Raw genomic sequence first — 16,309 nt, forward strand, 5'->3', positions numbered from 1 at the left:
AGATGAGCAACATAACACAAACGATAAATTAACTTCCGAATAACAAATCAATCTTTGATTTGAGTCAACAAAACAGATGAAATCTGAAATAAAGCAATCACTTTGTTCTCCGTAGGTTCAAGAAAAAATTCATAAGAACATAAAAAAAGCAGCCATGAGGCTGCTTTTTTCGTCAAACTAGCTGGTTACTTTATTCAATTGTAATATTCACCGTTCGCTTAAAACTGTATCCATCGGTTAGGTCAATTACAATGTAGCTAAAGGAATCGAGTGTGCCCGCTTTTCCTTCACCCGCCGAGTACATAAATGCGCCGGTAGACTCATCGACAGTTAACTCGCCATGACTCGGCGAACTCACGACATCGATAGCAACTCCTGTGCCTAACGGTAGAACACCACTAAAGATTTCGCCTTGCTTTGCAGTGAACCCATTGTATAGACCATCACTTACATACTCTGCATTCCCCTGAGCACTGCCATTAAAACGATCTGCAGCCTTGTTTTTACCTGAGCTATCTTCAAAGTCATAATACAAGAACAAATCATCTTCACATCCTAGTTCTAGTCCATTCATGCAAGCTTGGATTTCGTCTTGCGACAAAACACGATTCCATATAGCAACATCATCCATCTTCCCTTCAAAGTTAGCACTAGTGACACCACTGCCACTGTAGGCACCTAATCGAAGTGGATAAGGGCTATTAATATTCGTTTTATTGCCCAAATTTGCTTGAGTAGCTTTATTACCGTTTTGATAAAGCGTTAACTTTTTATTTTCTCTATCAACCGTGACCGCAACATGATACCAACGCTCAGTTTTTAAATCGTATGAGCCACCCGTTTGCAGGGTTTGACTACCGTCGACAGGTCGTAAATAAACTTGCAGATTATTACTTGAGTTAACACTTAAATTCCAACCTTTATAACCCGATGCACTCCCTAACAGTTTATTCATAATCAACCTGTTAGAACCGTTACTTCCTGCTGCAAGATAAATCCATGCTTGGGCTGTAAAACTCTCACCGCCCCAATTAAGATCACTACTACTATAGCCAACATTAAAGTAATCGCCGTCGCCATCAAAAGACATCACCGTATTGTGCTTGACAAAGCTTGCACCATTAGTCGCCGACATTTGCGTAGCACCGACTAAATCTGTGATATTGTCAGGCGTGTCTTGGTCAAATGTAAAGTAACTAACTAAATTACCGTCATATGAATCAGCGGCTAAAAATTGACTTGCCTTGACCTCTTCTTGTGTTTTTGCAACATTCCAAAATCGCAATTCATCCAATTGCCCCGTTAAGAACCTATTGTCCTGACCACCATTTGCTCCCCATACCAGATCAACATCTCGAGATGCTATGGTATCGACTTGAGAGATAACAGGCTCGCCATCTAAATAGATAACAAGTAAAGAGCTATCCTGATCATAGGTGATCGCAAAATGATGCCACGTGTTCAAATTGACCGATTCTGTTGAAAAATAGGTGGTATCCGTTGTTTTACTGCGAAGTAAACCATCAGGCATGATTCTCAGTGCAGCCTTTGATGTATCCGATCTAAACGTCAGAACATTAATCGGAATATCTACGTTAAACTGCTCAATGTTCAACCACATTTCAATAGTGAATGAATCTCGGCCTGGGTCAAATAGGTGACTTGTCTCCTGAACCAATGACTGATCAACACCGTTTAATTCGATCGCCTGACCGAAACCAGTTAAGATTGAGAAGTCTTTGTAGAATGGGCTTGCAACCTTTTGCCAAGCACTACATTGCACACCGCCATAATTCTCACCATCAAAAGGTTTCACACAAAATTGAGCATATTTGCCAATATCTTGTACGGTAAATGTATATGATTGGAAGGTTTCACCATCAATTGCCACGGCATCTGTACCTTGGCTATCAGAAGCGATTAACCATTGGTAGACCGATTCAGTCTCAGCATCACCTTCATAGTCACTGTAATCGTAATTGGCTGATACGGTACTTTTACCGATAAAGTTGCCTGATATCGTGACATTTGAAACCTGAGGTGCGTTATTGTGGTATGAAAGAATAGGCTCACCACACGCGCCCTCTTGGCTGCACAAATCAAATGAAATGTCCTTGCTGATTTTTTCATGAGCTAGCAACCATTCGTTATCATTATATAAATATGGTGGTAATGGCTCGACTGATTCTGATTTCTTTACAAATGGCGACGCCAGAGTTTCGGCAGCTTCATCCCACTTCCACTCAGTGAGCGATACTTCTTCAACACTGAAACCGAACTCAAAGTCTAACCCTGGGCCATACTGACCTTTTTCGTAAATTGCACCATCTTTTTGATACAAGTAGATATTACTTGCTGTACAGACCGCTTCTTGAATATTCCACTCAGCAAGGCCTAGTTTGAACGGTAAGCGCGCACCAACAGAGGTCTTCGTGTCGTTATAGAATACTGAGTACAAGTTAACAGTCAGGTTTGCATCAATAACACCATCATTATTGACATCATGATAAAGCTCAGGCGTAAACGCGATATCTCTATCCCCTTTAAAAACTAGTACTGTGCCATCTTCTAGGGTTAATTTAGAAATAGGGCGAACTTCTAAGTAGAAATCTTGTTTGATATCCGCATGAACACTTAAAAAAGTGTCTAACATTTCAAAATTGTAATCGAAGTAGAGGTCTTCCCCCGCAGGGTAGAAGAAGTCTTCACGACACTCTCGCTTGCTGTGGCTAATCGCTTGGCCAGATGCGCCATAATACCAAGCTTTCCAGCTCGTTTTGTAATAAAGCTCTTGCTCGAACCAATCAGGCGCATCAATTGATGCTGAGATACGAAGTGGTTGTTCAGCATCAGACTCCGCACTAATCATACACGCAGGTTGACCAAGCGTATTGATACAGTGTCGTCCCATGACAGCAATTTCGTCAGACTTTACATTCACCGTAAAAGAGCCCTCATCAAGTGAGGTGCGCTTATCAAGTGGGTTGTTATCGTTATCCAAGATAACCGGTGACTGTAGGCGGAAAAATAAGTCTTTAACACCCAAAACAAAATCAATGTCAAACGCAGGTGACGTAGCGCTGAAGCTTGCATAGTTATCTAAATTAACTTGTGCAGTAATTAGCGTTTCTTGACCTACCTGAATTTCATCGGCATAGGCTAAGTCCATACTCACAGGAATATCTGAAATAACCTGGCCCGTTTGCATGCTAAAACGAGGTTCAAAGAAAAAGTCACCACCAAGGTTCATATCAAAAACACCGGTCACACCTGCTGTCATGTTATCGACTTGTTTTTTCCAGTTTGATGGATTCATGGTCGAAAAGCCAGGCGGCAAGTAATCGTCTGGAACTGATGGAATCTCAGGAACATCGCCCGTATTAAATTCAGGACTCGCGATTTCATTCATGGTTGCAACTTGCAAAATATCCGTAAATGCTGTCGACCCAAAGGTACTCTCTGTTGCGCTTAAATCAGCATTAAAGCTATGCGTAATAAACTCTACATCATTTACACTAACCGTTACTGTGGCAGCGGCAGCGGCACCATAGGTATCAACAACCTGGACAGTTAGGTCGTAATGGTCTTGCTTTTCGTAGTCTAAACGCGAAATTGCGTTACTGATAGAAAGAGCCCCTGTTGCAGAGTCAATAACGAAACTATCGTAGTCATTACCTGCAATAATTTGATAAGTAACATAGTCACCGACATCGTTTGCAGACGCGGTTACACTGCCTATTTGTGAGCCTCCTGAAGTATATTCACTGACTGCAAAGCTTTGATTATCAATACTCGGATCATTGTTAATCTCAATAGTGACATCTTTTTGCACTAACATTTGAGCTGAACCAACAGTGAATACACTGTACTGAATATTATCGATAACAATAATGTTGCCAGAATCTTGCCATTGGTTATTTGCGGCATAAACGCTGTCGTCGGCGTCACCTAAAATACGAAGGTTTGAATTACTACTTACACTTTTATTTAATGAGATAACATTGGCACCTGAACCACGAATATCAAATACTTCAACGCTACGAACTTTTGAAGCACCTTCCATTAGGTTCAAGTTAATACCTGCGCCATCAAGCACTAAGGTATCGGTACCACCACCACCATCAATGCGGATGAAATCAGTATCGGCAATTATAATCGTGTCGTCGCCAGGGCCTGTGTAAATAGCATCAGCGCCGCCTTTACCCGCAACGGTGTCATTACCTTGACCTGTTGCATAATTTTGAGCCGCTGAGCTACCTGAAAAAGTATCGTCAGAATCACTTCCCCAACCTGTTGCCAATACAGCCTCGCCGTTGCCTTGGAGCACATAAATTGCACCATTATTTGTTAAGTTATTTTTATCAGATGACGGTGTACCAAATTGAATGTCTTTAATGCCATCACCATTAATATCTCCAGCACTAGCAATCCACTGACCTAGCATTTCCCCGCCGTTACCCGTCGAGTAAAAACCACGAGAAGTTTCGATAACTTCACTTAAATATATAGGGTCTGTTTGTTTCGAACCATACACAGCATACACTCGCCCCTTATTATCTTCAGCAAACGGGTCACCAATGATGATGTCATCATATCCATCACCATTTAAGTCGCCTGCACCACCGATAGAACCGATAACTATTTGAAGCGCATTAAACTCGATGTTTGATGCATCGTTGTGGATAACAAAACCACCATTGCCGTCAGCGATATCCGCTAAATTAATATCTACGTTAGCAAGGGTACCAAAAATGATATATGCGCGAGGGTGTTCCCAGCTATTACAACAGTTATTATCCGGCGCTAATAACGCGATATCATCAATACCGTCAGCGTTGATATCACCAACATTCGAGGTAACAAAGCCTGGTGTTACTGTAATAGATGAAAGATTTGACGCAAAACCATAATTGCCGGCATTTTGTGCAACAATATTTATACCTTGGTTATCTTTAGCAATAGAACCATAATCAATGGCTGTACCACCAACACGGCCAAATAGTAACTTATTAACACCACTCTCACGGCCAAGAATCCCATGTGAAACAATGACATCGGTTAAACCATCACTATTGAAATCACCAGACGGCATGACAAGTGCACCAAACGGCCAGTCGTTGAATGGCGCTCTACCATCATCCTTAATAACAAAGCCACTTGTATTTGTATCCAACGCAATTTCAGCAAGATATTGTGTACTTAGGTCTGGCTTACCGTATACGACATAAGCCATGTGTGGGTCATCGTAATTTGAATTGCCATCAAAAGAATCACTGATTGAGATAACTTCTTGACCAACAACAAAACGTGTTTGCGTTTCTCCAGCAATAATATCTGCTAAACCATCCCCGTTGAGATCACCAATAAGCACACTGCCACCAACATAATCATGTTTGTATGCTCCATGGATCGCATAACCTAAAGGACTGATTCCTTGATTTAGCGCGCCAAGCTCAACAGCACTGGTATTTGCTTTGCCAAAAACTACATATACACTACCAGAGTTATTACCATTGTTATCAGCAAATGGCGCACCGATGACGATATCCGATAATCCGTCACCATTGATATCGGCGCCCCCGTTGACGCTAAACCCAGCATTATCACCTTCTGCTGCGCCATTGATAACGAAGCCGCCATTGCCTGCCAACACAGAGGTAAAATCAGGTAACAGCCCCGATGCGTTACTGAACAGAACATAGGCACGGCCTGCGTCTTCACCATTTGTATCATCTTGCGGTACACCAACAATAACATCGTCAAAGCCGTCACCATTGACATCACCCGCTGGTGCTAAGCCAAAACCAGACCAATCGTCAGTAGCTAAACCCGCAATAGTTTGCGCATCATTGTTTAACGAATCATTGATGTCATTCACATTTACAGTAACCAGCGTATCATATGCGTTACCAACGCCGTCAGTGACCCGAACTGTAAATACAAACTGATTCAGTCCGCTTTCAAAGTCTAACTGAGTTTGATCCGCAACTTTGATTTTCCCTGAGATGGGGTCTACCGAAAAAGTACCATTTTCATTACCTGAAACAATCGAGTATTGATAATGCTCAAGTGGCATCTCCCATGTTCCCGCCTCAAACACTTGGTAATGAAGTGTGAACGTTCCATAACGTTTTGGCGCCACGCTCTCGGCATCATTGTGCAAGTATCCAGAAAATGTTTGATTTGAAACATCTGTAAGGCGAATTGCAGAGTCGTACAGGGCACTATCAATGCCTACCGCCTGGACAAAAACAACCGGATCGTTATACGCTTTTTTTAACGTGATGGTAAATGGTTCATCCATCGCAGTGTCATTAACTATGGCTGAACCTGACTCACCAAATACGGCATTGGTCGCGGTCGCAAAAAAGGCCCCTTCTTCCACTGCCAATACGTTTACATTTTCAGCATTGTGTGACTCATCGTCTAGGTTATCGATAAAGAACTTTGCTCTATTCGCATTGTTGTCAGTCACCGTAACACCAGATTGCGATGTACCATTAAACGTTGAAATCGTAGTTATCAAATTAGGGGCATCAACAAAGTCAGAGCCAAACGCTTGGCCATATTCGTGATGTGTCACGCTCTCCCCTGTCGAGAGAACTGTTATTTTTTTATCATATAGCACAGCTTCAACAGGTTCACTGATCGCCAACCATCCCAAGGTTTCACCTTTGCCGGTGTTATCAATTGACGTAACAACGCTTGTGCCACGTTTGTCTAATTCCGATTCTAAGACAGCATCAAAGCCAGTTGCAGTGACGTTGTTCAGGCGATGACGCATGATAAACTCTTGGCCAAGAGCACTTACACCACCTTGGTGGGAGCTTGTACTCACTGAATATGCGATCTGATATTGACTACCCGTTTGAATTTGACCAAACATAATTGGCGCATGTTCAAATTCAGAAGAAAAGGATATTGGCTCGAATCCTTCTCCATTTGTTACCCAGTGAGTTAGATCTGATTTCCCAATTTCAACTTTCACTGTTTTATCATATTGACCGTCGGTAAAATTAATTTGGCCAACTGACGTATTATTCTTGGTGTTTTCATCAATATTGATAATTATTGGTTCTAATGTTGTCTGTGCAACACTCGAAAAACACGCTGTCATTGCAAGTATTGTTAGGTACGACTTCTTACACCCCATACAATAAAACTCCTCTTTTTCCAGCACATGCTAATTGTTGGGGCCTTTATGTCATATAAATGTGCAACAAAGATGGAATACATTGATTCTTAAACAAATACTCTTTATGCGAGAATAATTAAAACTACAATGAGCTCAAGGGTTTTACTGAGAAAATGGCAACAAACTATGGCTAATACAGAGCGACGCCGTTTAACAAAAGATAAACATTATCCGATGACGAATTGAGCTTTCTCGCATTTCCTTATCAAGCACATTGAGCAACGCATTCATATTGCTTGCAAATTTTATTGTTATCTTTTCGCGAGTAATTTCTTAATAGAAATAATTTAGCCTTTTCAAAGATAGGAACTTATTGAAATTAAATGAAAACATTACTTAAACTTTTTGTATTCTCGATGATGGTAAACACCGCACATGCTGCAATTATCGAAGCAAATTACACATTTGATGGAACAAACCTAGCATTGGCAAGTGGCACAGATGTTTTTAACGGTGACTTTAAAGTTGGCGATACGCTCAAGTTGTCTTTTTCTGCTGTTGGTGATGAGGCTTACTGGGATTTTAGTGGTAGTAATAGCAACGGTTTCGAAGGTTTTGATTTAGGATTTAATGAAAAAGGGCTAAGAGCAATTGATGGCCATTATCGTTTCTACTATGACGATCAGCTAGTAAAGCAGAGCTATTATTATACGGTAATCGATGATTATCGAAACGGTCCATATAGCCTCAGCGTTCGCAATATTGATTATGTTGATAAGTTTAGTGTTGACTACCAATTTTTTTCTTCAACAGCCATCAACGATATTATTGCCCCGATAGACACATACAGCGACGATTGGAATATCTTTAATACTTTTCAGGGTATCAGGAATGCCGTTCCCTTCATCAGCGACCAGACGACCGTAGTTACTGAGCCATCGTCATTAGTATTAGTAATTTTCTGCCTGTTTTTCATCTTGTACAACAGCAAAAATAAACGCCTGATTAATTAGCCAAACCTATATCTGTGGCCCTTAGATATTATCCGGGCCACACCAGCACCGACGTCACCTATTCTGGGCCGTGCCCTTTTGGCAGTAATTTTTATTGTGCTTTCAACGATTAACCAACACCTTTTATTCTATTTCGCTCGATAAAGTGAAGCTCCGATCGATTTCAAGCTCGCCACCCAATTAATTAACTTTTAGAAAAAGTCTTTAGTTTTTATTCCATTTATTCACTTAAAAATTGTCTCTACATTACCTTGGTAAACAAACTGCGCGATAAGCAGTGTTAAATAAAAACGATAAACAATAGGTGAGAGTCAATGAAAACAATTAAGCAATTTATGTTCTGCTCGAGTATTGCCTGCCTTGGATTAAACCAAGCACATGCCGTAGAACTCATGACCGTGAAAAATAACGGGGTCGATACGAAAGTATCATTGAGTGGTTATGCAAAAATCGACATCCGTCATGTTGAGGGCGATATCGCCTACCAAGATTACTGGGTAGCCAACTATCCCGCGGGCCAACCGGTTGAAACTTCACATACAGGCTTCAACGTCAAAGAGTCACGCATTAATTTAAAGGTGCAACACGGAGACATTAGTGGTGTTGTAGAAATGGATTTTTACGGCGGCGGTGGAAACGAAGTTGTAAGCAATTCGTCAAACCCACGGTTACGACATTACTATATCAATTATAAAAACTGGATGGTTGGCCAAAACTGGACCACCTTTATGCCGTTACACGCACTACCCGAAGCATTAGACTTTGGTGGTCCCCATGTTGGCGAAGTCTTTATCAGACAAACTCAAGTACGTTATACCCATGGCAACTGGCAATTTTCGATCGAAAACCCGGAAACCAATGGCGACGGTGATATTGGTGCGCCATCAAGTGCTGTAGGCCTCACAGGTAGTCAGGCTGACAAAGATGAAAGTACACCTGACTTTATCGCCCGATACAATCATCAAGCTGACTGGGGGATGTTATCTGCCGCAACGCTTGTTAGGAAAATTGATCAAGGTGGTATTGATGAAACAGCCATTGCCTTCAATTTAGCCGGTCGCATAAAAACCGTTGGTAAAGACGACTTGCGTTTTCAATTTACCACAGGAGAAGCTGGACGCTATGTTGCCGCAGGCATGACACCAGATATTGTTACCGATCCTGCCGATGACCTTACTAAGGCAGAGAGCACAACAGCATTTACACTCGCATATCGTCACTTTTGGACAGAATCTTTGCGTTCAACAGTATTCTACGGTGGCGCGAAAACAGACACACTAGAAAGAGAACGCAGCCACTGGGGCGTAAATTTACTTACCAGTATCTCTGCTAATTTTGATGTCGGAGCCGAATTTGGTAACTACGCCATTGATGATAAAGGAGTAGAATCCGTTGACTCAAATTATCTTCAATTCTCAGCAATATATAAATTTTAACCATTATTTTTAAGTATAACGACTAGCAGTAATACGCCTTTTTATCTTGAAAGGCATTACGAAAATGCTCAACTAACAAGTTGAGCTTCTTATCTGGTTGTCGCGACTTGGGATAAATTGCATAAATCCCTAGTTTCTTCGCCGTGTAATTACCAAGTAGCGACACCAACCTTCCTTTCTCTAATTCTTCATGCACTATGGCCTGAGGTAAATAAGCAATACCGAAGCCATTAAGCGATGCCTGTTTAATTGACTCTAAACTATTCGCATGGAAGCGACCAAACACCTGTACAAAAAATTCACGCTTGTCTTCTTTGAAATACCAATTATCAGGCCCTGTTCCTTCATATTTATAAATTAAACATTGATGTTGCTTCAATTCATCGGGATGGGCAGGAATGCCCTGCTTATTTAGGTAGCTTGGACTTGCGCACACGACCCAATTAGAGTCTATCAATCGTCGTGCAATGAAGGATGAATCATCTAACTCAGCGGTTCTGATCGCGAGATCGAACCCGTCATTAATAATATCGACAATTCGATTCGTGACAAAAAGCTCCACTTCAACATCTGGATACGTTTTGCAAAACTCTGCGACTGCTGCACTCAAAAGAATATGTGATGAAACAACAGGCGCTGTCACTTTGATCTTACCTCTAACCGCGTCACTGTATCCGAGGACAACATCTTGCGCATCTTGCAAGGCCTGTTTTGCTAACCTTGCTTTACCATAAAGCGCTCTGCCGGCATCTGTGAGTGTTAGTTTTCGCGTTGTTCGGTAAAACAACTGCACATTGATCTCTTGCTCTAAGCGACTAATTCGTTTGCTTACAACAGAATTTGTCATCTCGAGTTTGTCAGCAACTTTTGAAAAAGAGCCCTCTTCAACTACTTGTACAAAAAGGAAAATATCATCTGCTTTGATCATAAAACCCACTTATTATGCAATAAAAGGAAAAAAAGATTATCTTTTATCAATATATATCAATAGTCGCCATAGTAGTACATTCCCAAAACATTTATTTGTCATTACTAAAACAAAAGCGCCATATCGAGCGCACAAATATCTGTAACTATAACTATTACAACAAGGGGACGAGAAAATGACAGAATTAACGTTAGGCTTATTGGCGCTAGTGCCAATAGTCCTTACCGCAGTGCTACTAGTAGGCTTGCACTGGCCTGCAAAGAAAGCAATGCCACTGGTATTGGTAGTTACTGCATTAATGGCTTTATTTGTTTGGGATATGTCGGCAAACCGAGTTATTGCTTCAATATTACAAGGTATGGGGATTACCGTATCAGTATTGTGGATAGTTTTTGGTGCGTTGTTTTTACTCAATACACTACAAAATACTGGAGCAATCGGCGTTATCCGCCAAGGCTTTACTCATGTTTCACCCGATCGCCGAGTCCAAGCTATCGTCATTGCCTGGTGTTTTGGTACCTTTATCGAAGGTGCATCAGGATTTGGCACACCTGCAGCAATTGCCGCACCGTTAATGGTTGCCATAGGTTTTCCTGCCGTTGCTGCCGTACTTATGGGTATGATGATTCAGAGTACTCCAGTGTCTTTTGGTGCGGTAGGTACACCTATTGTAATCGGTATTAATAAAGGCTTAGATACATCAGCTATTGAATTACAGTTAGCAACTCAAGGCTGGACTTGGGAGCAGTATCTGCAATTAATCACCTCACATGTCTCTATTATTCACGGCATTGTTGGCACACTTATGCCCTTGTTCATGGTCATCATGCTAACTCGATTTTTTGGCAAAAATAAAAGCTGGAAGGAAGGTTTTGCTATCTTGCCCTTTGCAATTTTTGCAGGTCTTGCGTTTACGATCCCTTATGCCTTAACAGGCATCTTCCTTGGGCCTGAATTCCCATCGTTAATGGGTGGTTTAGTTAGCATGGCGGTTGTTGTAACAGCAGCGAAAAAAGGCTTTTTAACACCTAAGACACACTGGGATTTTGAGCAAAAATCTTCTTGGCCAGATAACTGGCTAGGTAAAGTAAAGATAGCGCAAGAAGACGTGTCTACCGACAAACCAGTTTCTCAAGTAGTTGCTTGGTTACCTTACTTACTAGTTGCTCTGTTACTCGTATGCTCACGCGTTTTTACAGAATTCAAATCAATGCTGACAGGTGTTAGTTTCGGCTTTAGCAACATTCTTGGCGAAGCTGGAGTTAGCGCAACATTCAGCCCGCTATATTTACCTGGTGGCTTGCTTATTATCAGCGCTTTATTTGCAATTATTATTCAAGGTGCGCCACAACAGCGAGTCAAAGCGTTATCCAGTGCTTTTAGTAAATCAACGAAAACCGTGTTAAGTGCCGGTTTTGTTTTGATGTTCACGATTCCGATGGTGCGTTTGTTTATTAATTCAGGCGTAAATTTATCTGATTTTCCAAGCATGCCTATGGCGAGTGCACAAATGTTTGCTAACTGGTTTGGCGAAGCATTCCCATTAATCAGCCCTACCATAGGTGCATTGGGCGCATTTATAGCGGGTTCAAACACTGTATCCAATATGATGTTCAGCCAATTTCAATATGAAGCAGCGATGAGTCTGCAGCTCTCCCCTGCGATTATTATTGCCGCTCAGGCTGTTGGTGCAGCCGCAGGCAATATGATCGCGATTCACAACGTTGTTGCCGCTAGTGCTACCGTGGGTCTTCTTGGACAGGAAGGCGCAACATTACGTAAAACCATTATACCGACAATATATTACGTATTGGTCTCTGGCGCGCTTGTTACCTTTGCCCTTTATGGGTTAAATGTAACAGGCCCACTCGGTTAGCAAATCGCGCTGTCACACGATAGGAAGATGTTATGAACAAACAGCAGTTAATATCTGAATTTACCCAACTACTCGGCAACGACAAAGTACGCGTGGGACTGAAAGCGACAGAGCATTATCGCACTGGCTGGCGATCAGGTCGTGGCAGCGCTATAGCCGTTGTATTCCCTGATACCTTATTAGAGTTTTGGCAAGTACTGGAACTTTGTGTCGCAGCAGACTGCATTATGATAATGCAGGCGGCAAACACAGGCTTAACCGAAGGTTCTACACCAAGCGGTGATGATTACGACAGGGACATTGTTATCATCAATACGTTGGCGATGAACAAATTGCATGTGTTAGGACAAGGCGAGCAGGTTGTTAGTTTTCCAGGGACGACTTTACATACATTAGAAAAGACGCTTAAACCTTTAAACAGAGCGCCTCATTCGGTAATAGGTTCGTCTTGTTTAGGTGCCTCGATAGTCGGTGGTATCGCAAACAACTCTGGTGGTTCACTAGTTAAGCGAGGCCCTGCCTACACTGAATTATCCTTGTTTGCTCAAGTCGATAAAAATGGTCAATTGAATTTAGTGAACCACCTAGGTATCAATTTGGGCGATCACACTGAAGAGATTTTGACAAATCTTGAAAATGGCGCGTTTGAGCTTGCCAGTCTTGCCACTCAAGAAAAGGCAAGTGCGAGCGATTACATTGATCGTTTACGTGATATTGATTCAGATATTCCAAGTCGATACAACGCCGACGTTACCCGGCTATACGAAGCAAGTGGTTGTGCAGGAAAAATCGCTGTTTTTGCAGTTCGCCTAGATACCTTCGAAGTAGCGCAAAAAGAACAAACCTTTTACTTAGGAACGAATAACCCTGACACGCTCACGCATTTGCGTCGCCATATATTAACGCATTTCAAGAATATACCCGAAGTTGGAGAATATCTTCACAAGGATATTTTTGATATTGCAGCAGAATATGGCAAAGATACCTTTTTAAGCATTCAGCATCTTGGCACAGATAGGCTACCTAAGTTGTTTGCCATCAAAGGTCGAATAGATGCAACACTTAATAAATTATCGTTTCTGCCCAAATATCTTACCGATCGATGTATGCAGCTTATTGGTAAATGCTTCCCTCAACATTTACCAAAAAGAATGCTTGAGTATAGAGATAAATTTGAGCACCACTTAATTTTAAAAATGAGTGATGACGGCATTGAAGAGGCGCAACAATATTTAACGCAGTATTTCAGTGAAAACCCTGACGCAGGCAACTTCTTTATTTGCGATAAGGAAGAAGCTTCAAAAGCATACTTACAGCGCTTTGCTGCGGCGGGAGCCGCCATCCGTTACCAAACACTTCACGACAAAAGTGTTGGCGACATTTTAGCACTCGATGTAGCTTTAAGGCGAAATGATTTGTCATGGGTAGAGCAACTGCCGGATTCACTTACACAAAAGATCGACAAGGCGCTCTATTACGGCCACTTTTTTTGCTACGTTTTTCATCAAGACTATGTACTGAAAAAAGGTGTAGATGCACATCAAGTGAAAAAAGAAATGCTTAAACTATTTGATTCACGAGGCGCAAAATATCCAGCGGAGCATAATGTCGGTCACTTATATGATGCGGAAGACGGCGTAAAAGCCTTTTACGAAGAATTAGATCCAACCAATAGCTTTAATCCCGGAGTAGGGAAAATGAGTAAACACAAGCGAAATTGTGGTTGCTGTTAATCATCTGAAGCCCTGTTCATCCAGGGCTTTTTTATTTGTCAGCCCTATATTTGGGTCTAGGCACTCCCCATAAGCAGCTAATAATTCTCCTTATTTTTCACACAAACAAATTATTTAACTCACCCCTCTTTATTTTAGACGGCTAAACACCTATACTTCTATGCATCCGAATTAATTAGTAGATGAAGGCGAGACGTTGAATAATAGTTCTGAGCTTAGGGCTCGATATAACGACAACAACCGAGGTGTATATTTTATAGGAACTACACCTCCAAAAAAAAACACGCCTATTGAGCAAGTTGATACCATCGCTCAAAAATTACTGGAACGTGTAAGTGATATTGATGTCGACGGTTTTATCGTCTATGACATTCAAGACGAAGCTTCTAGAACAAATGCGCCTAGACCTTTTCCTTACATGGGGACTCACGATCCTCGATTGTACTCATCGATACTTAATAAAATATCAACCCGCCCAGTCATCGCATACAAAAGTGTTGGTCAGTCTTGTGTTGAACAAATTAATCAATGGGCAAATGAGGCCTGGAACGAATACAACATTAGAGACGTTGTGCTCGTAGGTAGCCCTTCTCATAAAAATCAGGTGTCATTGTCTCTCGATGATGCATATAACGCGCTAAAGAAAAATCAACATGACTTCTTTACTGGTGGAATTACCATTGCTGAAAGACACGCCAGCAAAGGTAATGAGCATCAGCGCTTAATAGATAAATATCAACAAGGTTGTAACTTTTTTATTTCTCAGGCGATATACAACCCTCAAGCGACGATCGATCAGCTAACGCGCTATGCAATTGAATGCAAAAAATTAGGTTTGAAACCACAACGGATCATTTTGACCTTTTCACCATGCGGCAGTGAGAAGACATTAGAGTTTATCGAATGGCTCGGCGTAAGTGTTCCCGAAGCGACAAGTTTACGCATACTCAATGCTGAAAAACCTTTGTACGAGTCAATTCGAATTTGTACTAACAGTTTGCAGCAAATCCTAGATGCAGTGATACCATATAATTTACCGTTAGGTCTCAATATCGAGAGCTTAACCAACCGTAAAGAAGAAATAGATGGTTCTATTCTATTGTACAAATTATTGCGCTCAATGATGGATAATTACCTAGCAAAGAATGAATTATTAGAACTGAGTCGCTCGTAAAAATAATGACCTTAGCGACTCAACGCCTCGATAACTTCATCGCGAAATACTGTAAAATTTCGAAAGGCGATGTACGACTGATGCTTGCTCAAAAACGCGTTAAGGTGGATGGGGAACTTGCGTTAGGGGTTGATCAACGGATCAATAAATTCACTTCGATAGAGCTAGATAACAAAACAATACAAGATAATCAGGCCCATTACGTCATGCTGCATAAGCCTGTTGGCGTGGTATGCGCCACCAAAGATGATAAGCATAAAACCGTAATCGATTTGCTTCCTTTTGATTTCAAACATGAATTACATATTGTTGGTAGACTAGACTTGAATACCAGTGGCCTTGTCTTGTTAACAAATGACAGCAGATGGTCAGAGGCAATAACTCAGCCTGTGCAAAAAATCGAAAAAACATATCAAGTAACCTTACAAAACCCTCTTAATGAGTCTTATGTCGAAGGTTTTTGGCGAGGCATATATTTTAGTTATGAAGATATCACCACATTACCCGCTAAGTTATCCATTACGAGTGAAAATACAGCTGAAGTGAAGCTCGTTGAAGGCAAGTACCACCAAATAAAGCGGATGTTTGGTCATTTTCGAAACCCTGTTATGGCACTTCACCGTAGCCAAGTCGGTGACATCACCTTGGATGCCAATTTATCGGTAGGCGACTCTCGCATTTTATCTCAGCAAGAAATAAACAGTGTTGAAAAGCTCATCTAAGCCGCTTTTGTTACGGTATAATCGTCTAAGGACAATCTATTGTCCTCAAAAGAAAAAAAACCTCAGCATCTCTGCTGAGGTTTATTGAATAAGTGAGTTGGTCGATAAGCCGCTTTTGTTAAGGTATAAGCATCTAAGGACAATCTATTGTCCTCAAAATAAAAAACCTCAGCATCTCTGCTGAGGTTTATTGAATAAGTGAGTTAGTCGATAAGCCGCTTTTGTTACGGTATAAGCGTCTAAGGACAATCTATTGTCCTCAAAATAAAAAACCTCAGCATCTCTGCTGAGG

Annotated in this window: 8 protein-coding genes; 6 read left to right on the plus strand and 2 right to left on the minus strand. The window is 41.4% G+C overall.

All coding sequences use genetic code 11. From position 1 onward, the window contains the following. Positions 1–190: 190 nt before the first annotated feature. The gene (locus QQK05_RS18490; protein ID WP_284301457.1) at positions 191–7,153 is read right to left on the minus strand and encodes a LamG-like jellyroll fold domain-containing protein; all 6,963 of its coding nucleotides are present in this window, start codon (positions 7,151–7,153) and stop codon (positions 191–193) included. A 365-nt stretch (positions 7,154–7,518) separates the two neighbouring features. Here QQK05_RS18490 and QQK05_RS18495 point away from each other — a divergent pair, with 365 nt between their 5' ends. Both QQK05_RS18495 and QQK05_RS18500 read left to right on the plus strand, forming a co-directional pair. Next, positions 7,519–8,148 (plus strand): hypothetical protein, encoded by a 630-nt coding sequence (locus QQK05_RS18495; protein ID WP_284301459.1) that lies wholly within the window; start codon positions 7,519–7,521, stop codon positions 8,146–8,148. 314 nt (positions 8,149–8,462) lie between these two features. Further along, positions 8,463–9,584: a DcaP family trimeric outer membrane transporter gene (locus tag QQK05_RS18500; protein WP_284301460.1), complete on the plus strand. Its 1,122-nt coding sequence runs from the start codon at positions 8,463–8,465 to the stop codon at positions 9,582–9,584. A 22-nt stretch (positions 9,585–9,606) separates the two neighbouring features. Here QQK05_RS18500 and QQK05_RS18505 read toward each other — a convergent pair whose 3' ends face one another. Continuing rightward, entirely contained in the window at positions 9,607–10,512 is a 906-nt protein-coding gene (locus tag QQK05_RS18505) for a LysR family transcriptional regulator (RefSeq protein ID WP_284301462.1), read from the minus strand. A 175-nt stretch (positions 10,513–10,687) separates the two neighbouring features. On the opposite strand from QQK05_RS18505, the gene QQK05_RS18510 reads away from it, so the two are divergent. The 4 genes from QQK05_RS18510 (at position 10,688) to QQK05_RS18525 (ending at position 16,017) form a co-directional block, all read left to right on the plus strand. After that, on the plus strand, positions 10,688–12,388 hold the full coding sequence (locus tag QQK05_RS18510; RefSeq protein WP_284301464.1) for an L-lactate permease: 1,701 nt from the start codon (positions 10,688–10,690) through the stop codon (positions 12,386–12,388). 32 nt (positions 12,389–12,420) lie between these two features. Next, positions 12,421–14,121, plus strand: a complete 1,701-nt coding sequence (dld, locus tag QQK05_RS18515) for a D-lactate dehydrogenase (protein ID WP_284301467.1) — start codon at positions 12,421–12,423, stop codon at positions 14,119–14,121. 196 nt (positions 14,122–14,317) lie between these two features. Next, positions 14,318–15,295 (plus strand): methylenetetrahydrofolate reductase, encoded by a 978-nt coding sequence (locus tag QQK05_RS18520; protein WP_284301469.1) that lies wholly within the window; start codon positions 14,318–14,320, stop codon positions 15,293–15,295. Between the two features lie 5 nt (positions 15,296–15,300). Continuing rightward, positions 15,301–16,017 carry a pseudouridine synthase gene (locus QQK05_RS18525; RefSeq protein ID WP_284301472.1) on the plus strand — a complete coding sequence of 239 codons (717 nt, stop codon included), beginning with the start codon at positions 15,301–15,303 and terminating at the stop codon, positions 16,015–16,017. The last annotated feature ends 292 nt before the right edge of the window (positions 16,018–16,309 follow it).

The organism is Thalassotalea loyana (assembly GCF_030161435.1).
Lineage (GTDB): Bacteria > Pseudomonadota > Gammaproteobacteria > Enterobacterales > Alteromonadaceae > Thalassotalea_G > Thalassotalea_G loyana.